Annotated in this window: 13 protein-coding genes; 5 read left to right on the plus strand and 8 right to left on the minus strand. The window is 44.9% G+C overall.

Annotated features, from left to right (window positions below; genetic code table 11):
• Positions 1 to 154: 154 nt before the first annotated feature.
• Together rpoC and rpoB are read right to left on the minus strand one after the other, a co-directional pair.
• Positions 155 to 3,805, minus strand: coding sequence for a DNA-directed RNA polymerase subunit beta' (gene rpoC, locus IGI88_RS06310; RefSeq protein ID WP_034871965.1), 3,651 nt, complete (start codon positions 3,803 to 3,805; stop codon positions 155 to 157).
• An 87-nt stretch (positions 3,806 to 3,892) separates the two neighbouring features.
• Positions 3,893 to 7,510, minus strand: coding sequence for a DNA-directed RNA polymerase subunit beta (rpoB, locus tag IGI88_RS06315; protein WP_008381746.1), 3,618 nt, complete (start codon positions 7,508 to 7,510; stop codon positions 3,893 to 3,895).
• A 433-nt stretch (positions 7,511 to 7,943) separates the two neighbouring features.
• On the opposite strand from rpoB, the gene IGI88_RS06320 reads away from it, so the two are divergent.
• A complete protein-coding gene (locus IGI88_RS06320) occupies positions 7,944 to 8,906 on the plus strand; it encodes a biotin--[acetyl-CoA-carboxylase] ligase (protein ID WP_429960284.1) in 963 nt (320 codons plus the stop codon).
• Positions 8,907 to 9,239: 333 nt separating this feature from the next.
• On the opposite strand, the gene menA is transcribed toward IGI88_RS06320, so the two are convergent.
• The 3 genes from menA to pplA all read right to left on the minus strand — a co-directional run bounded on the left by menA (position 9,240) and on the right by pplA (position 12,485).
• Positions 9,240 to 10,193, minus strand: coding sequence for a 1,4-dihydroxy-2-naphthoate polyprenyltransferase (gene menA, locus IGI88_RS06325; protein WP_005230333.1), 954 nt, complete (start codon positions 10,191 to 10,193; stop codon positions 9,240 to 9,242).
• A gap of 12 nt (positions 10,194 to 10,205) precedes the next feature.
• A complete protein-coding gene (locus IGI88_RS06330; RefSeq protein ID WP_429960285.1) occupies positions 10,206 to 11,282 on the minus strand; it encodes an FAD:protein FMN transferase in 1,077 nt (358 codons plus the stop codon).
• Between the two features lie 264 nt (positions 11,283 to 11,546).
• Positions 11,547 to 12,485 carry an extracellular electron transfer flavoprotein PplA gene (gene pplA / locus IGI88_RS06335; RefSeq protein ID WP_429960286.1) on the minus strand — a complete coding sequence of 313 codons (939 nt, stop codon included), beginning with the start codon at positions 12,483 to 12,485 and terminating at the stop codon, positions 11,547 to 11,549.
• 270 nt (positions 12,486 to 12,755) lie between these two features.
• Between pplA and IGI88_RS06340 the strand changes: the two genes are divergently transcribed.
• The 4 genes from IGI88_RS06340 to IGI88_RS06355 all read left to right on the plus strand — a co-directional run bounded on the left by IGI88_RS06340 (position 12,756) and on the right by IGI88_RS06355 (position 16,879).
• The gene (locus IGI88_RS06340) at positions 12,756 to 14,696 is read left to right on the plus strand and encodes an NAD(P)/FAD-dependent oxidoreductase (protein ID WP_005230327.1); all 1,941 of its coding nucleotides are present in this window, start codon (positions 12,756 to 12,758) and stop codon (positions 14,694 to 14,696) included.
• A 206-nt stretch (positions 14,697 to 14,902) separates the two neighbouring features.
• Complete coding sequence (locus IGI88_RS06345) at positions 14,903 to 15,310, plus strand: NusG domain II-containing protein (protein ID WP_010748871.1); 408 nt, start codon at positions 14,903 to 14,905, stop codon at positions 15,308 to 15,310.
• Between the two features lie 10 nt (positions 15,311 to 15,320).
• Positions 15,321 to 15,881: a Gx transporter family protein gene (locus IGI88_RS06350; protein ID WP_005232987.1), complete on the plus strand. Its 561-nt coding sequence runs from the start codon at positions 15,321 to 15,323 to the stop codon at positions 15,879 to 15,881.
• Positions 15,882 to 15,892: 11 nt separating this feature from the next.
• Entirely contained in the window at positions 15,893 to 16,879 is a 987-nt protein-coding gene (locus IGI88_RS06355) for a polyprenyl synthetase family protein (protein WP_081119194.1), read from the plus strand.
• A gap of 163 nt (positions 16,880 to 17,042) precedes the next feature.
• Here the strand turns inward: IGI88_RS06355 and gor are convergent, their stop codons facing one another.
• The 3 genes from gor to IGI88_RS06370 all read right to left on the minus strand — a co-directional run bounded on the left by gor (position 17,043) and on the right by IGI88_RS06370 (position 20,658).
• Positions 17,043 to 18,389: a glutathione-disulfide reductase gene (gene gor, locus IGI88_RS06360; RefSeq protein ID WP_005230323.1), complete on the minus strand. Its 1,347-nt coding sequence runs from the start codon at positions 18,387 to 18,389 to the stop codon at positions 17,043 to 17,045.
• Positions 18,390 to 18,482: 93 nt separating this feature from the next.
• Entirely contained in the window at positions 18,483 to 19,724 is a 1,242-nt protein-coding gene (locus IGI88_RS06365; RefSeq protein WP_008381725.1) for a peptidase U32 family protein, read from the minus strand.
• Between the two features lie 13 nt (positions 19,725 to 19,737).
• Positions 19,738 to 20,658: a peptidase U32 family protein gene (locus tag IGI88_RS06370; protein WP_016612060.1), complete on the minus strand. Its 921-nt coding sequence runs from the start codon at positions 20,656 to 20,658 to the stop codon at positions 19,738 to 19,740.
• Between the last annotated feature and the right edge of the window lie 35 nt (positions 20,659 to 20,693).

Consider the following 20,693-nt stretch of genomic DNA (forward strand, 5'->3'; position numbering starts at 1 on the left):
GCATGTCGGGATTCATCATACTTTCGAAGGTGATTTCTTTTGCACATATGGACCTAATAACATTAATTTCTATAATATAGACAAAAAAAGCTTGCCATTCCGAAGAATGACAAGCTTTTCCGTCACACTGAGTCAATCAGGTGCTGGGCATTGATTAGTTTTGGCTATTCAATGCGTCTTCAGCAGCCATTTGTGCTTCGATGTCTGAGATGCTGTAGACATTTTCGCTGGCAACTGTTACTTCTTTTGGTTCCATTTCACGGTAACGAGGCATACCAGTACCAGCTGGGATGATCTTACCGATGATAACATTTTCTTTCAATCCAAGAAGTGGATCTTTCTTGCCGCGAATCGCTGCATCGGTCAACACACGAGTGGTTTCTTGGAAGGACGCAGCAGACAAGAAGCTGTTGGTTTCCAAAGATGCTTTCGTGATCCCTAGTAGGACTGGACGGCTAGTTGCAGGAACGCCGCCGGCTACCAATGTGTCGTAGTTGCGGTCTTTAAAGTCGGCGATATCCAACAATGTTCCTGGCAAGATGCCTGAATCACCTGGATCCATGACGCGGACTTTACGCAGCATTTGACGAACCATTACTTCGATATGTTTGTCGCCGATTTCTACCCCTTGCATCCGGTAAACGCGTTGAACTTCCCGTAATAGGTAGTTTTCAACAGACAAGACATCGCGAACTTGTAACAGTTGTTTTGGATCGATCGAACCTTCTGTCAATGGTGCACCACGATGGATAAAGTCGCCTTCTGCTACTTTCATCCGGGCAGTATAAGGAACGGTATACGTACGCGTATCGGTTTCCCCTTTGATGGTCACTTCTTTGGTCCGAGTTGAAGGGTCTTCTGAGATATCGATGACTTCTCCGGTAACTTCGGTAATGACCGCTTGTCCTTTCGGATTACGGGCTTCAAAGATTTCTTGGACACGAGGGAGACCTTGCGTGATATCGTCTCCGGCAACCCCGCCGGTATGGAAGGTACGCATGGTCAACTGAGTACCAGGTTCACCGATTGATTGGGCAGCGATGGTACCGACTGCTTCCCCAACTTCAACTTCAGAACCAGTGGCTAAGTTGCGACCATAACAATGTTTACATACACCATGTTTGGTGTTACATGTAAAGACAGAGCGAATGGATACTGTTTCGATACCAGCGTCCACGATGGCTTTAGCTAAATCTTCAGTGATCAATTCATTGACCCCTAGAAGGACTTCGCCAGTTTCAGGATGGATCACTGATTTACGTGTGTAACGTCCAATCAAACGTTCTTCTAAGGATTCGATGATTTCGTTTCCTTCGCGAATTGCTTGAATGTCTAAACCACGGTCAGTACCACAATCGTCTTCACGGATGATGACATCTTGGGCAACGTCAACGAGACGACGTGTCAAGTAACCGGAATCGGCTGTTTTCAAGGCGGTATCGGTCATCCCTTTACGGGCACCATGGGTCGAGATAAACATTTCCAAGACAGATAGACCTTCACGGAAGTTTGAGATGATCGGCAACTCCATGATTCGTCCGTTAGGCGCGGCCATCAATCCACGCATCCCAGCAAGCTGAGTAAAGTTGGAGATGTTACCACGGGCACCGGAATCAGACATCATGAAGATTGGGTTTTTCGCTTCCAAAGATTCCATCAGTTTTAACTGAATTTCATCTTTGGCTGCATTCCAAACACCAATAACTCGTTCATAACGCTCGTCATCGGTAATCAATCCACGACGGAATTGTTTCGTGATCGTTTCTACTTGTTTGTGGGCATTGTCGATGATTTCATGTTTTTCGTGCAAGTTCATGATATCAGCGATACCAACGGTGATACCCGCCATTGTTGAGTGGCTGTATCCTAAGTCTTTCATGCGGTCAAGCATGCGTGACGTTTCAGTGATGCGGAAACGTTTGAAGACTTCTGAAATGATGTTTCCTAAGTTTTTCTTCTTGAATGGGCCAACAAGCTCTTGTTCTTTGATGAAGGCAGGCACATCTGTACCAGCTTCAATAAAGTACTTGTCTGGTGTTTGAACCGTCAAGTTGTAGTCTGTCGGTTCGTTCAAGAATGGGAATTCTGGTGGCATGATCGAGTTAAAGATCACTTTACCCACCGTTGTTACCATCAAGCGTTGTTTTTGTTCAGACGTGAATGGTTTGTCCCCTAAAGTGTTTGGATTGATGGCGATCCGTGTGTGTAAATGCACGTAGCCATTGCGCCATGCCGTAACTGCTTCGTCCATGTCACGGAAGATCATGCCTTCCCCTTCACGGCCTTCTTCTTCCATCGTCAAGTAGTAGTTCCCTAGGACCATATCCTGAGATGGTGTTACAACTGGTTTTCCGTCTTTTGGATTCAAAATGTTTTGGGCTGCTAACATCAGCATACGTGCTTCTGCTTGCGCTTCTTCGTTCAATGGTACGTGAACGGCCATTTGGTCTCCATCGAAATCGGCATTGTAGGCTTCACAAACAAGTGGGTGCAAACGAATGGCACGGCCTTCAACTAAGACGGGTTCAAATGCTTGGATACCTAATCTGTGAAGCGTAGGTGCCCGGTTCAATAGCACTGGATGTTCTCTGATAACATCTTCTAAGACATCCCAAACTTCGTCTTCTTGACGTTCGATTTTGCGTTTGGCATTTTTGATGTTTGACGCGATTTCACGAGAAACAAGTTCCCGCATCACGAATGGTTTGAATAATTCGATCGCCATTTCTTTTGGCAGACCACATTGGTACATTTTAAGGAATGGACCCACGACGATAACTGAACGACCTGAGTAGTCGACCCGTTTTCCTAGCAAGTTTTGACGGAAACGACCTTGTTTCCCTTTCAACATGTGAGAAAGAGATTTCAATGGGCGGTTCCCTGGCCCTGCAACTGGACGGCCGCGACGACCGTTATCGATCAAGGCATCGACTGCTTCTTGTAGCATCCGTTTTTCATTTTGAACGATGATGTTTGGTGCATTCAAATCTAACAAGCGTTTCAAACGGTTGTTACGGTTGATTACACGACGATACAAGTCGTTCAAGTCACTTGTGGCAAAACGTCCACCTTCTAATTGCACCATTGGACGCAAATCAGGCGGGATAACTGGGATAACGTCCATGACCATCCAGCTTGGTTTGTTTCCTGAAGCACGGAATGCTTCTAAGATATCCAAACGGCGGATCGCACGGGTCCGTTTTTGACCAGTCGCGTTTTTCAATTCTTCTTTTAATTCAGCAACTTCGCCTTCAAGATCAACGCCATCTAATAATTGTTTGATGGCTTCGGCACCCATTGCTGCTGAAAATTCTTGACCGTATTGGTCACGTTTTTCACGGTATTCCCGTTCAGTCAATAGTTGTTTTTTCTCAAGGCTGGTGTTTCCTGGTTCAATCACTACGTATGAAGCAAAGTAGATGATTTCTTCCAATGCACGTGGGCTCATGTCTAAGACAAGACCCATCCGTGAAGGAATGCCTTTGAAGTACCAAATGTGTGATACTGGTGCTGCTAGTTCAATGTGTCCCATGCGTTCACGACGCACTTTTGAACGTGTTACTTCCACGCCGCAACGGTCACAAACGATGCCTTTATAGCGGATCCGTTTGTATTTGCCGCAAGCACATTCCCAGTCTTTGGTTGGACCGAAAATACGCTCGTCAAACAACCCTTCGCGTTCAGGTTTTAACGTACGGTAGTTAATGGTTTCTGGTTTTTTTACTTCACCATAAGACCAGCTTCTGATTTTTTCAGGAGAAGCCAAACCGATTTGCATACTTTCGAATTTATTTACATCGATCAAAAAAGGTTCCCTCCATTTCATTTCATGGACATATCCGATAGAACGGGGGCTATTTCCGCTAGTGGCGGAAATAGCGAGGGCCGTCTATTATTGCAAGCGATCTTCTGCTGTCTCGATTTGTTGGTTCAACGCGTCGGCGGCATTTTTAGCTTCTGTTTGTGCTTTTTGTTCTAATTCACGGGCTGTTTGTTGCTCCGCAAATTTTGTTAAGGCATCAACGGTGATCAAATCATCATCGTCATCATCCATATCACGCAGTTCGATCTCTGCATCATCGATATCTAGGACACGCATGTCTAGACCCAGTGATTGCAATTCTTTTACTAATACGCGGAATGATTCTGGTACACCTGGTTTTGGAATTGGTTCCCCTTTGACGATCGCTTCGTATGTTTTCACACGACCAACCACGTCATCTGATTTGTAGGTCAAGATTTCTTGCAAGGTGTAAGCAGCACCGTATGCTTCCAGTGCCCAAACTTCCATCTCTCCGAAACGTTGTCCACCAAATTGGGCTTTTCCTCCCAATGGTTGTTGCGTAACCAATGAGTAAGGTCCAATGGAACGGGCATGCAATTTATCATCGACCATGTGGGCCAATTTGATCATGTACATGACACCAACGGAGATGCGGCCATCAAATGGTTCGCCGGTACGTCCGTCGTAAAGCACTGTTTTGGCATCGCTGGCCATTCCTGCTTCAGCAACCGTTGCCCAAACATCTTCATCGCTGGCTCCATCAAAGACTGGTGTTGCCACGTGAATGCCTAATTGACGCGCAGCCATTCCTAAATGTAACTCTAATACTTGTCCAATGTTCATCCGAGAAGGTACCCCTAATGGGTTCAGCATGATATCGACTGGTGTGCCATCTGGTAAGAAAGGCATGTCTTCTTCTGGCATAATGCGAGAAACGACCCCTTTGTTTCCGTGACGTCCGGCCATTTTATCCCCTTCATGGATTTTCCGTTTTTGAACGATATAAACGCGAACCAGCATGTTCACACCTGGTGACAATTCATCGCCAGCTTCGCGGGTAAAGATTTTGACATCGTGGACGATTCCGCCGCCGCCGTGAGGCACGCGTAGAGAAGTGTCACGCACTTCGCGGGCTTTTTCACCAAAGATTGCGTGCAACAAACGCTCTTCTGCTGAAAGTTCCGTTACCCCTTTTGGAGTGACTTTCCCAACAAGCAGATCGCCATCTTTGACTTCCGCACCAATGCGGATAATACCCATTTCGTCTAGGTCTTTCAACGCGTCTTCCCCAACGTTCGGGATTTCGCGAGTGATTTCTTCAGGTCCTAATTTTGTGTCGCGGGCTTCTGATTCATATTCTTCAATATGGACAGAAGTGTAAACATCATCTTTCACCAAACGACGGCTCATGATGATGGCATCTTCATAGTTGTACCCTTCCCAAGTCATGAATGCGACTAAGACGTTTTGTCCTAGTGCCATTTCGCCTTGTTCCATAGATGGGCCATCTGCTAAGATGTCGCCTTTTTCCACTTTTTCACCAAGTGCCACTAATGGACGTTGGTTGTAGCTGGTTCCTGAGTTTGAACGACGGAATTTGGTAACAGAATAAACGTCCAATGCGCCATTGTCACGACGAACGCGCACTTCGGCTGCATCCACGTATTCTACGATCCCATCATGTTTACATAACAAAGCAGCTCCTGAGTCATGTGCTGATTTGTATTCCATACCAGTACCAACCCAAGGTGCTTTCGGATTGATCAATGGTACAGCTTGCCGCTGCATGTTGGCACCCATCAAGGCACGGTTGGAGTCATCGTTTTCCAAGAAAGGAATACATGCGGTTGCGACTGCGACTACTTGTTTTGGTGATACGTCCATGTAGTCGACTTTATCGATCGATACTTCCAAGTTTTCAGAAGTAGCACGCGCCATAACAACGTCGTTTACGAAAGAGCCGTCTTCATTTAACAAGCTGTTTGCTTGGGCCACAACGTAGTGGTCTTCGGTATCGGCAGTCAAGTAATCGATCTTGTCTGTAACACGGCCTGTTTCGCGGTCAACTCGACGGTATGGTGTTTCAATGAAGCCATACTTGTTGACTTTGGCATAAGAGGCCAAGCTGTTGATCAACCCGATGTTTGGTCCCTCAGGCGTTTCGATCGGACACATACGGCCATAGTGGGAATAGTGAACGTCTCGGACTTCATAGCCAGCACGATCACGCGTCAAACCACCAGGTCCTAAGGCAGATAGACGACGTTTATGGGTCAACTCACCCAGTGGGTTTGTTTGGTCCATGAACTGTGACAACTGAGAAGAACCAAAGAATTCTTTGATACTTGCGACAACCGGACGAATATTGATCAATTGTTGTGGTGTCAAGGTTTCGGTGTCTTGGATCGACATCCGTTCACGAACGACACGTTCCATCCGAGCAAGCCCGATCCGGAATTGGTTTTGCAATAATTCACCAACAGAACGAATCCGACGGTTTCCTAAGTGGTCGATGTCATCGACATTGCCGATGCCTTCCATCAAGTTGAAGAAGTAGCTCATTGAAGCAATGATGTCTGCTGGACGAACGGTACGTGTGGCAGTATCTGGATAGCCATTACCGATCACGTTGACTTCTTGTTCTGGATCTTTTGGTGAAAAGACTTTGATGACTTGGACCGTCATTGGTTCGGTAACGACCCCATCTTCTGATGGATAGTACGTTACACTGTTTAGGCCATTATCGATAAATGCGCCTAGTGTTTCCATGACTTGGTGAGTCAAAACAGTGCCTTTTTCAACAATGATCTCGCCTGTTTCAGGGTCAACCAAGGTTTCTGCTAAGGTCAAGTTCAATAGACGTGTTTTCAAGTCTAATTTTTTGTTTACTTTGTAGCGACCAACATTTGCTAAGTCGTAACGTTTTGGATCGAAGAAACGTGCGTTCAGCAAGCTGCGTGAGCTGTCTGCTGTTTTTGGCTCGCCTGGACGAAGACGTTCGTAAACATCTTTCAATCCTTCTTCGGTACGAGAATCGCTTGCGTTTTTATGCAAGTCTTTTTCGATCGTGTTACGCAATGATTCACTGTCGCCGAAAATTTCAAAGATCGTGTCATCAGAACCAAACCCTAGGGCACGGACTAAGACCGTCAAAGGAATTTTACGGGTACGGTCAATCCGTACGTAAGAGATATCTTTGGCATCAGTTTCCATTTCTAGCCACGCACCGCGGTTAGGGATAACAGTTGAACCAAAGCCTTCTTTACCGTTTTTATCGACTTTGCCATGGAAATATACACCTGGAGAGCGGACCAACTGAGAAACGATAACCCGTTCTGCCCCGTTGATGATAAAGGTTCCTTGTTCAGTCATTAATGGGAAATCACCAAAGAATACTTCTTGGGATTTGATTTCCCCGGTTTCACGGTTCGTCAAACGCAAAGTAACATGTAATGGTGCCGAATAGTTTGCATCATGGGCACGGGCTTCTTCTACTGTATACTTTGGTTCTTTCAATTCATAATCCACAAATTCTAGGGACAAGTTACCGTTGAATCCTTCGATTGGCAAAATATCTTCAAACATTTCTCTCAGGCCCTCATCTAGGAACCATTGGTAAGAGTCGGTTTGAATTTCAATCAAATTCGGTAATTCTAATACTTCACTGATCCGTGCGAAACTTCTACGTTCGCGATGCTTTCCGTATTTTACTACGTGTCCAGCCAAGCTCTTCACCTCTTCATAAAGTCTTTCAAAAAGGCTATCCGATTATTTACAAAACTGTAACAAATATTAAATATAGGTTACAGAAAGCATTTTTTGCGGCTTTTAGGCAAAAAAAAACCAAAAATAGAACGGATGCATTGGGCATTTTCTACTTTTGTTTCCTTATTCCTAAGCCGAAACGGACAATATTTCGTTTCTGCTTTTTTCGTTCAGATAGTTTTTGCAACTCCTTATTATACAGATGAAGCACTTCTCTGTCAAGCTTTCATTGGAAGTTACAATGCTTTTCTGGTGCACCCATTTCCTAAGATTTTCTAAAGAAAAAAACAAGGCTGGTGTGGACGGTTTTTCGTAAGAAACTACTTTGCTTTTTGCCGATTTCTTGCTATGCTAACGAAAACGTTACACGTGAAACATTAGGAAGGATATCCTTATGACGACAAAAGAAAAAATACTGACCTTATTACAAAAAGAAGATACTGTGCTATCTGGAGAGAAACTGGCCCAAGCTTTGTCGATCTCTCGTACCGCAGTCTGGAAAGCCATTAAAGAACTCGAGAAAGAAGGCTATCATTTCGAACACTTGGCCAACGGCTATCGCTTTGTCTCGGATGATCGCTACGATCAAGCAGCACTTGCAACCGCCTTGCCGATGATCCCCACGATTCAAATCAAGGATGCTGTTGAGTCTACTATGAAAGAAGCCAAGATCGCCGCTTTGGATAGTGGACTGGCAACCCCCGCCCTTTTTTTGACCGAAACACAAACAGGCGGCCATGGCCGCTTCGAACGACCGTTTTTCTCACCGAAAAAACAAGGGATCTATATGAGCTTGCTTTTAAAACCAAACCAAGCGTTTCAAGAATTGCCGCAATATACCGTTCTGGCGGCGGTAGCAGTTGCCGAAGCCATCGATGCCCTTCTAATGAAGGAAACGGCCATTAAGTGGGTCAACGATCTGTACTTAGATGGAAAAAAAATCTGCGGTATTTTGTCTGAAGCAACCAGTGACTTTGAGACAGGCCGTATTACTTCGGTTGTGATCGGTATCGGCATCAGTTTTTCAATTCCGCAACAGCAGTTTCCAGCAGAGATTCGGGAAAAAGCGACATCACTCTTTCCTGGTGAAGAGTATCCAACCTTTTCTCGGGCCGCGTTGATCCAAGAAATTTGGCGCCGTTTCTTCCAATTATTAGCGCAACTGCCTGACATGAATTATATGGCCCGCTATCGGCAGAAATCCTTTGTTTTGGGCCGCACCGTTCAATTTACGCAACAAGGTGTGACCTATGAAGGGATCGCCAAAGACATTACCAACACCGGTGAATTAGTGGTGGAAACAGCGACGGAGCGCAAGGTGCTTTCTTCTGGAGAAATCAGTTTGGAACGGTATTGATGCTGCGAAAAGTCGCAAATTCGCTTGCTGATTCGCTGCTTTCGCAGGGAATCAGTCAAAGCAATCGCGAGCACACATGCTCCATAAACAGACCTGCTTATTCCGAGGAGTCATACAAAAGAACAACCTAGGCAGCTCCCCTTTCTATCGGGTTTAGCCACTGTCACCAAAACTTTACTGTTGCAATCAGGATCGCAGAGAAAGCGAGCCTCATCTTTTCATAATAAGCATTACGATCGTTATTTTATCAAATGATTTCTGAAGTTTTTTACGTTATTTTGGTTCTCAAAAAAAGATCGACCTGCTCTTTCAAGAGCGGGTCGATCTTTTCTTTTATAGCAATTGCCACAGCAGGCACAAAAGCAAGCCCAAGGCATAGCTGCTGTTGAATAAAATCATGTTTTTAATCGAATAGCCGAAGCTACGTGGGTGGGGCAGGCTGGTTTGATGTTCTTTCAAGTTTTGACGGATTTTCGGCAGTGTCAGAAACACGAGCAAAATCGGCCATTGAAAGAGTCCAAACAAGAGGCCCAATAAAATAGCGGCGTAGGAAGCTAGCATCATTCCTTGAAACAGACGGATACCTGCTTCGCGACCGATGTAGTACACCAGCGTGTAGCGATGGTTTTCGATATCAGCTTCCAGATCCCGTAAGTTATTGGCTAACATGATGTCAGCAATCGTGAAAATCAATGGCAAGGATGCCAACACGATGGCACACACAGCCCAGAGATTCCCCACTAAGCCAAAGGTTCCGTTCGCAAAATCCAGTGCCAGATAAAAAACTTTTTGATCAATGGTATTGATATAGATCGTGATGGCAAAAATCCCTAATCCCATCGTTACACCGCTGAATACCTCGCCTAAAGGCATCCGCGATAACGGAATGGGGCCAAAGGTATAAAAGACCCCGATAAAACAAACCACCAGCCCCATCACTAGCAGCAGCCAGCCGGTAACAAAGGTCAAGTAAAGACCGATCAGTAAGGTTCCTGCCAGCATCGCAAAAATCAGATTGCGAACAGTAGCTTCTGAGATGTTTTCGCGCCCGATCACATTGTGCTGGTATTTGTAGGTCTCTGATTTGGCTTTTTTGAAATCCATATAATTGTTGATGGACGTCGTCGTCAAATCAAACAGCAGCATCCCCAGAAAAAAAATCACAGTATTCAACGGATGAAATTCATGAAAATACACCAACGAGAACAACACACCCATAATGAAGGGGAAGACACTCGCCACCTTGGTGCGGATCTCCACCACTTCTAAAAACACTGAAAGAGACATCTTTCACTCCTCCTATTCTAAATCAGCACGATCACCCATCGTGTAGCCTGATTCCTCTGAAAGCTCAAAGGTATCTTTGATGCCGTCTGTTACGTACACTTTATCTTCTTTTGTGATAAAGATCGCATCGGTTCCCTTTTCGGTATGCTGTTCGATATAAGCCAAGCCTTCTTTGACTCCTTTATCAAACGCCACCGTAGTCAACCCGTCACCATCGATGGATTTGTCAGTGATCACAGTCACACTTGCTACATCGCTATCGTAAGGATAGCCAGTCTCAGAATCAAAAATATGGTGATACGTTTTGCCGTCTACTTCTAAGTAGCGTTCGTAGATCCCTGAAGTAACTACTGTTTTATTGGTTTCTTTGATACTGCCGATAATCGAGCCGCGAGATTTGTTTGGATCTTGGATTCCGACATTCCATGGCTCATCTGCACCGCGGTTGCTATGACCTAACACATAGACATTCCCGCCCAAATCGACGATCGCGGAAGTCACGCCATTGTCCTTCAGCACTTTGACGACTTCATCCGTGATGTAGCCTTTGGCGATCGCCCCAAGGTCAAGGATCATGTCCTTGTCTTTTAAATAAACGGTTTGATCTTCATCGTTAAACTCGACTTGTTCATAATTGATATGTTTCAACGCTTCATCGATCTCAGATTGCTCTGGCTTGCGGGCATCATCAAAGCCGATTCGCCATAATTGGGTGATCGCACCGATAGTCATATTAAAGCCGCCTTCTGATTTCACACTATAATCATAGGCTTCTTTCAACAAATAATAGATATCATCTGAGACCTTCACTGGCTTGATGCCAGCTTGCGCATTGATTTCATCGATCTCTGACCCTGCTTGGTTGATGGTGATTTTATCGCCTAACTCTCTGATGCGGTCAAAGGCCGGCTTCATAGCGTCCTCTTTGCCTTCATCATAAATGCGAATCCGAGTATACGTGCCTAATAAAAATTCTTCTTGAAAATATGGTTCTTCTCGCAGCGTCGTTGCTTCCTGATCACTGCCGCAGGCTGCCAACATTGTGCCTAAAAAAACAAACATCAGAAAAAACGTTACTTTCTTTTTCATGATTTTCCTCTTTTCTATTGTCTTCAACCTTCATATAATAGCCTTTTTTTGGCAGAATGAAAAGGGGCATTCCGTGATTCCTCAACGTATTTTAGGAATCCTTAATCGAACCTTTTCTTCTTTGTAAAAAACAGTTCTTTTTTAAAACAACCTTCCCACCAGATTGCTTCCTTTTGCACGAACTTGCTTTTTTGACCTTGTTGCCCACGAAAAAAAGACAGCACTCAAAACGAATGCTGTCCTCTTAATGGAAAGAAGTTGTGATTATTCAGTAACGAAGTTATCCACTTCGATTGTTGTTTGGTCGCCTTTTTCAGCGGCATTCAACAATTGTTGTGCATAGATAACAAAGCTGTGGAAGCTGTGGGTTGCTCCTGAAACAACATCCATGTCTGCCACAGAGCCGTCTTCGGCATTGACTGCAGAAACAAAGGCTTCATTGAAGTTTGGAATGAACTCTTCTGGACTTGTACCAGATTTTGCTTCCATGTTTTCGTTGTATGATGCATCATCTTTTTTCGACTCGCCTGCTTCGTTTAGGTAGTCGTAGTTTGATTCAGAGATTTTGCCGTCAGCCACAGTCATTGAGAAGACTACGCGGTAACCGTTTGAGTAGTTCTTTTCTTCTAATGTATAGGTTCCGTCTTTCAAGTCTGCACCATTGTCGATTTCAATGGTTTCCGTGTTGCCTGCTTGCGCCGCTTGAATCAATTGTTGTGCATAGTTTTGGAAGGAATCAAAGGAATGAGTCGCGCCAGAAACTACTTCGATTGAAGAAGGGCTTTGTGCTGCAACTAACTCTTCATTGAATTTAGGAATAAATTCTTCTGGGCTGATGCCTGCTTTTTCTTTCATCGTTTCATTGTATTCAGTGTTTTCTGTTTTTGATTCGCCATCCGCATTGACGTTGTCATATTTTGATTCAACGATTTTGCCGTCTTTGACTGTGATCTCAAATGTGACACGGTAGTCGTTTTTGTAGTTCTTTTCTTCTAAACGATACGTCCCATCTTGCATTGGCTCGCCCGCAACAATGGTTGCTTCCGTGCTTTCTGTTGATGCTGAATCGCTTGCAGAAGTTTGTGATGTACTTTCACTAGTTGACGAAGAAGCTGTGTTATTGTCATCTGCTCCGCAACCCCCTAACAACATTGCTGAGAATGAAAATACCGCCATACCTACAATCAATTTCTTTGCTTTCATAATTATCCACCTTTTACTTGTTTATTTTCCCCACAAAAAAGTTTGTGATACACCTAACATTGTAAAGTAAATTTACGATATGTCAACCGCTTCCTTTCCGCTTTTTTACGGAAAAAGGACTTATTTTTTGATTTTCGCAAGTTTTCACGAATTTCAGGAAATATGCGTTTTTTTCATCAGAATCGTTAGACAAATGAACCATTTGTCTATATAATAGGAACGATTGTGTAATTATTATCATAGATTATTTTTATTAAGGAGAGATTTGCAATGGCAAAGAAAAACATTGTCGTTGTCGGTGCCGGTTATGCAGGCGTTTCTGCTACGAAGTACATGGCAAAGAAATTGAAAAAAGACAATGATGTTGAGATAACATTGATCGACCGTCACTCTTATCATACGATGATGACTGAACTGCATGAAGTCGCTGGAGGACGTGTAGAACCTACCGCAATTCAATATGACTTGCAGCGCTTGTTCTCACGCAAGAAAAATGTTCGTTTAGTAACCGATACAGTAACTGGGATCGATAAAGAAAATAAAACCGTCCAAACAAAATTAGGTAGCTATTCATTTGACTACTTGATTTTAGGGATGGGTGGCGAACCGAACGACTTTGGTACACCTGGTGTTAAAGAAAACGGCTTTACTTTATGGTCATTTGACGATGCTGTCCGTATTCGCGAACACATTGAAAAAACTGTCGCAAAAGCAGCGATCGAACCAGATGCAGCATTACGCAAAGCAATGTTGACCTTTGTCGTTTGTGGTTCTGGATTTACCGGGATCGAAATGATCGGTGAACTGATCGATTGGAAAGATCGTTTAGCTTCCGATTATAAATTGGACCCTAGTGAAATCAGCTTGAAAGTCGTTGAAGCAATGCCAACGATCTTGAACATGCTTGATCGTAACGATGCAGCCAAAGCAGAACGCTACTTGAAGAAAAACAATGTTGATCTTGTCTTGAATGCACCAATCGTTGAAGTGGCACCTGACCACATCAAACTAAAAGATGGTTCAACGATCCCAACCCACACATTGATCTGGACTGCCGGTGTCAAAGGAACTAGCGATGCTGCTGATTTCGGTTTAGAAACAGCCCGTGGTTTCCGTCTAGTTGCCAATGAGTACATGGAAGCAAAAGGCTACGAAGACAAAAACATCTATATTATTGGTGACTTGGTTTACTTCGAAGAATTCCCGAATACACCAACACCACAAATCGTGCAAGCAGCTGAACAAACAGGTCACACTGCAGCAACGAACATCGTTTCAGCCATCAAAGGCGGCGAAAAACATAAATTCAAAGGAAACTACCAAGGATTTATGGTTTCGATCGGTGCCAAATGGGGCGTGGCGAACTTATTCAATAAGATTCACCTGAGCGGTTTCTTAGCGATCATTATGAAGCACATCGTTAACTTGAAATACTTCTTTGATATTCGTTCTGGTTACTACATGTTCCAATACTTGATGCATGAAATCTTCCACATCAAAGATGACCGGACAGTCGCTCGTGGTCACACGTCTCGTTACGGTAACGTCTTGTGGAGTGTTCCGCTTCGTATTTTCTATGGTCTTGTCTGGTTCGTTGAAGCCTTCAAGAAAATTTTAGGTACGAATGGGGAAGTCTTCAAACCTGGTACTTGGTTCGGTGAAGGTTCTTGGTTCCAAGGCAACAGCGTATTCCCTTGGACTTGGGAATATCAAACAGTCGCTGATGCAGCAAGTGGTGCTAGTGAAGCAGCCGATGCAGCAAGTGCCGCTAGTGGCGCCGGTGAAGCAGCCGATGCAGCGACACAAGCCGCACACTTTGGTTTGAGCTATGCTTACGGTGAACAACCAATGATCGTGATCGAAAAATCACCTGACTGGTTCACAAAAGTTATGCAATTTATCATGCCAAACAACGACGTTGCAATGTTCTTCCAAAAATTCATGGTCTTCTTTGAAATTGCTTTAGCTCTTGCATTGATGGCTGGTCTCTTCACTTGGTTAGTGAACGCAACGACCATCGTTTTAGTGTTAACTTTCTGTATGTCTGGTATGTTCTACTGGGTAAACATCTGGTTCATTCCAGTTGCGTTTGCCTTGATGAACGGTTCAGGACGCGCAGTCGGTTTAGATCGTTGGGTAATCCCATGGTTGCAACGTACCCTTGGAAAATGGTGGTACGGTACCCCTCGCTCCTTATATGGCAATAAATAAGCCAGCAAAATAGAATACCTGTACGACTTCATGAGACTAAGACATTCTGATTTTCAATCAGTGTCTTGGTCTCTTTCCAAGTACAGAACTTTTTCTTGATTGTCCTTGCACAGAAATCGGTGGATTATTGAGGATTCAGCTAGTAGAATCTTGTCTTCTTATGCTAGAATGAGACACATCACATGAAAGAACAGGAGTCTTTTTTGATGAAACTAAAAGAATTTATCCGCGATGCCCATTTAAAACCATGGGATGGCGTCATCATACTTGTTTTGATCCTCAGCTCTTTTTTACCGATTTTTATTTTTGGCCAGACGCAAACGGCTGACAAAGAAGCCGTCTTGCGGGTCGATGGGACAGAAATCAAACGTTTTGACTTAGTTGAAGGTCAAAAAACGTACACCTATCTTTATGAAGATGAAGACGGGGATACCAATTTACTGGAGATCGAAGGCGATCGGATCCGAATCAAGGAAGCTGATTGCGGCGACCAGATTTGTGTGCGCCGTGGCTGGGCCAGTAAAAATGGGGAAACCATCGTCTGTCTACCTCATAAATTGGTGATCGAAATCCAAGCCGCAGATGGGAGTGAGACCGACGATCTAATCTATTGATCGTTTGCTTATGAGTCGATTACAACGAATAATTTTCATCTCACTGCTGGTCGCCCAAGGGGTCGTGATTGGTTTAGTTGAAAATATGATCCCTTATCCATTTGCCTTTGCGCCTGGTGCGAAACTAGGTTTGGCAAATTTAATTACCATTATTGCTTTGTTCACCATGCCGAAAAAAGACAGCTTTCTCTTGATTTGGCTAAGACTGATTTTAACGACGTTACTAGGAGGAACGGTTTCGACCTTCTTATATAGTATGAGTGGTTCCTTACTGAGCTACTTTGGGATGTCTTTGGTGAAACAGTTGGGGCCTAAGCGTGTCAGCATCATCGGCATTAGTGCGGCTGGCGGTTTCTTGCACAACGTCGGACAGTTGATCACCGCCTCATGGATCGCTCAATCCTGGAGCGTGATGCTCTACTTGCCGGTCCTGTCTTTCTTTGGGATCTTGTCCGGGATCGCTATCGGGATCGCCGCCAACTACTTGCTGCGTCGTGTTGAAACACTGCGCCGTTTTCAAATTGATTATGAACGCCAGACCAAAGTCAAATGGCGCTCGGATTCAGAATAAAGGAGTTAATTATGAAACTTCATTCCATGTGGCAAGAGTATCCAGCACTGCAAGCTGACTTATCTGCCTCCTTGCAATTGATGGAAAAATCATTAAAACTAAAAAACAAAGAGGTCGAACAAGCGATCCTGTCCATGATCCATTCAGGTGGGAAACTGCTGCGTCCTGCTTATCAGCTGCTCTTTTCTGCTTATGGCAGTGACAAAGATCGCGAAAAAGCTGTCGCATTGGCGGCTTCGATCGAGATGCTCCACACTGCTTCGCTGATCCACGACGATATCGTCGATCATGCGGACACCCGACGCAAGCTGCCGACCATTCGTTCCGAATTTGGCAACGATGTCGCTGTCTATGCTGGTGATTACCTCTTCGTCTGCTGCTTCAAATTGATGGCGGATTATGCTAGCTCCATGAAAAGCTTGCAAATGAATTCCCGTAGTATGGAAAAAATCCTCGCCGGCGAATTAGGGCAAATGAGCAAACGATACGATTTGTCCGTCACCGTCGAGGATTACTTAGAAAACATTCGCGGCAAAACCGCTGAATTGTTTGCCTTAAGCTGCTTCATCGGGGCTTACGAAAGCGGCACTTCCTTGCGCTTTGCCAATCAAGCCCGTGAGATCGGCGAAGCCATTGGCCTTGCCTTTCAAATCATGGATGACGTCTTGGATTATAGTCAAGATGCGACTGCCTTAGGAAAACCAGTATTGGAAGATGTTCGGCAAGGCGTCTATTCTTTGCCGCTGTTGATGGCATTGAAAAATGACCGCCAACAACTGTTGCCACTGCTGGAAAAACAAGCTGCCATGACTGAGGCGGATACCCATGAAGTCTATCGGATCGTCCAAGAAAGCGCCGGGATTGACGAAGCCAAGAAACTCGCTGCCGACTACACGAAAAAAGCTTTGCAAGCGATCCAGAAATTGCCTGAGACCAAAGATGAAACCAAAACATATCTTTATCAGATCACTGCTCAGATCCTTGGGCGTCAGAACTGATCAAGGATCTAGGATAAACCCAGCAGCTGGGATCATCCTGAAATAAGCCCCCAAGGTTCGATTTCTGATCTACTTTTGGGGACTTTTTAGTTGATAGCTAGAATTTTATACGCAAAAAAAGCCTCAACGGACAAATCATCTGTCCGTTGAGGCTTTTTTTCTTTTAACGCATCGTCACAAATTCTTCTGACCCCGTCGGATGAATGGCAACGGTTTGATCAAAGTCTGCTTTCGTAGCACCCATTTTGATGGCTACAGCGAAGCCTTGCAACATTTCATCGACACCGATCCCGATGCCGTGCAGACCGATGATTTTTTCTTCTTCTCCTAAGCACACCAATTTCATCTCACATTTTTGGCGATACTCATTTAAAGCAAAGTACATCGGTGTAAAGCGCGAACGGTACACCTTTATCTGCTCTTGGCCATATTTTGCCAAGGCTGCTTCTTCGGATAAACCAATCGTGGCAATCGGTGGATGCGTAAAGATGACCGTCGGCACTAAGTGATAATCCAAGTACGCATCGCTTTGACCGTTGAACAAGCGTTCAGACAAGCGACGACCGGCGGCGATCGCAACCGGGGTTAAATCTAATTTTCCAATGACATCGCCCACTGCAAAAATCGAGTCAGCTGTGGTATTTTGATATTTGTCCACAATGATAAACCCTTTTTCATCCAATTGGACATCGGTGTTTTCCAGACCTAACTTATCCGTATTCGGCACGCGACCACCAGCAAAAAGGACGCAATCGCCGGTCAAAGTTTCGCCATTTTCAAAGTGAACGAGATACTCGTCACCTTCTTTAATGATACGAGAGGCAACGTAGCCTGCATAAGTTTCGATTCCTGATTCTTGGTACATCTCCACGAGATTATCCGCAAGCATCTTGTCAAAGGTTCGTAATGGCCGCTCTTTGCGGTACGCCCAAGCCACTTGGCTGCCCAGCTGTTGGCTGACCCCGCTGATTTCGGCTGCGATGTAGCCTGCCCCTAAGACGACCATACGCTTTGGTGCTTCTCGCAACGCAAAAAAACCATTCGAGTCAATGGCGTACTCACCGCCGGGAATATTCATCGCGCTAGGTTTTCCACCGGTGGCAATCAAAATGTTTGCTGCATGGTAGTTTTCCCCATTGACGGTAACCGTGTGGTTATCCACAAACTGTGCATAACCGTGGATAACTTCTACATTGTTACTGTCTAAGCCTTTTTGATAAGCTGTGTGTAAAAAATCAATGTATTTTTCACGGTTATCCACAAGCTCAGTAAAATTAAATTTATCCACATGTGGATAAATGCCGTAGCTAGTTGCGTCCCGCTTGATCATTTCTAACATCTCACTGGCTTGCCACATGACTTTTTTCGGCACACAGCCGACATTGACACAGGTGCCGCCTAATTCATTGCCTTCGATCAATAATACTTTGGCGCCGTGCATTCCTGCTCGATTGGCTGAGGCGATCCCGCCGCTGCCGCCGCCAATTACTATGTAGTCGTATGTTTCCATATTTGTTGTTTCCTCCTTAAGATTGTCTATGTTCTCATCGATCCTTTTTGGCTGGATTGATTCAACAAAAAAAGCCGAGAGAAACTCTCGACCTTATTTTTTCTTCCGAATCATGTCTCCGACTTCCACCGGTTCTTTGACCGGCATCGTCAGCAGCATCATAGGATTTGGTGCACGATCGATGGATTCACCGTCTTCATTATACATGACTTCGACGGTTTGGTGAAAGTGATGGAATCCGGGACCGTAAAATTCGATTTCATCGCCGACGGAAAAGTGGTTCCGTTGCCGGATCGTAGCTGTTTTCGTTGCCGGATCATATGCCATGACTTCCCCAATAAACTTGTATTGTGGAATTTTCCGACGTGGACCAAACAACTGCTCATTTTCACTCGGGGTATCATAGTAAAAGCCTGACGCAAGCTCGCGCTGCGCAACTTTCCACAGTTCATCGATCCATTCTTGTTTGCAGACATAGTTCTCTGGATCGGCCATGTAACTGTCCACGGCTGCTTTATAAACGTTCGCCACGGTTGAAACATAGTGGATCGATTTCATGCGGCCTTCGATTTTGAAACTATCCACGCCGTTTTCAATCAGATCAGGGATATGTTCAATCATCGACATATCCACAGCACTCATAGAAAACTCTTCTTCCACTGTACCGTTCTTGGTCAAACTGTTTCGTTCCGTTGCAAAGGGCATGTCAAACAGATCATATTTCCAACGGCAAGATTGCGAACAGCCGCCGCGATTAGCGTCTCGCATCGACATATGATTGGACAAAGTACAACGGCCAGAATACGAAATACACATGGCGCCATGAATAAAGGCTTCGATCTCCACGCTGGTATTTTTGCGGATCTCAGCGACTTCCTCCATCGACACTTCCCGAGCGAGGACGACCCGTTCTAGGCCTTCTTCTCGCCAAAATTCCAACGTTTCATAGTTCGTGGCACTGGCTTGGGTGGACAAATGGATCGGTAGACCCGGCGCTTCTGTTGCGCAGATCTGGATCAAAGCTGGATCAGAAACAATCACGGCCGAAATACCGACATCTCGCAATTCCCGAAAGAACTCCCCTGCACCTTCTTGATTGCCCTCATGAGTCACCATGTTGGCTGCTACATAGACTTTTGCGTTGTGGGCTTTGGCAAAAGCTACCCCTTCCGCCATTTCTTCATAGGTAAAGTTTCCCGCGCGACTCCGTAGGCCATAGGCATTGCCGCCGATATAGACAGCGTCAGCGCCATAGTGGATCGCTGTTTTTAATTTTTCTAACGTACCAGCTGGTGCTAACACTTCTGGTCGTTTCAATGCTTGTTTAACGGTCATTTGTTCTTGCTCCTTACTTGATATCGTCAGGATCGATGGCATAAAATCCAGTGTCTAACCCACGTTCTGCCGGATGAAGTTGGGCAACTTGTTCACTGAGCACAGCAGCTTGCTCTGCTTGCCACTCCCCACTTTCTACAAGGGTCTTGGCTTGGGCAAACAGTTTAGCAATTGCCACAAAGGCTGCCCCTCGTGTATAGATTCCGTCCAACTTCCAGGTTTGAAAGCCTGTTTCGGCTAATTCCGCCAGCTGCAGCATCAAATTAATGTCGTTATTGGCAAAAATGTGCGTACCGTGGCTATCTTCATAAATGGAATAGTGGGTTTCTTCTTTTTTCGGTTCGGATAAAAACAACCCACGATCGTGGTTCTTTTCTTCCGATTGTTGGGTATAGTTATAATAATTTTGTAAAAGCGGACGCTTCGATTGGTGAATGCAGGTCGCACCATAAACCAATACTTCCACAGGAATATTTAGTTGCGGGGCCATGATTTTCATTTCCTCGAAAGGAACTTCTCGCGCTAAAACGGCTGCCCTTGCCCCTTTTTGTCCCCAAAAATTGATTTGACGAGCGCTTGTTACTAAGGTTTCCCCTGCATAGATAAATGGCAAGGCACATTCTGGATTTTGCTTCATGCGGTAAATGATCCCAGGATCTCCGAGAGCGATTTGATCGGCTTGATTGGTCTTCAGAAATGCTAGGTATTCTGGAATCAGCTTCATTTTTTCTGGGTGCATGATGCCATTGACCGCGATCGTCACTTTCTTTCCAGCTTCGTGGGCCATGTCGATCAGTCTGATTTGCTCTTCACGAGAAAAAGAGGCCGGTAGGCGCAGCCCAAATGTCTCTTCTCCAAAAAACAATGTATCAACATAAGGGATCAGCTGCTGTGCTTGCTCGATCGATTCCACCGTGGCGATAATCTCAACCATAATACTCCTCCTTTTTTCAACTCATTCATAGTATC

The sequence above is a fragment of the Enterococcus sp. AZ179 genome, assembly GCF_050498885.1.
Taxonomy (GTDB): Bacteria; Bacillota; Bacilli; order Lactobacillales; family Enterococcaceae; genus Enterococcus_D; species Enterococcus_D entomosocium.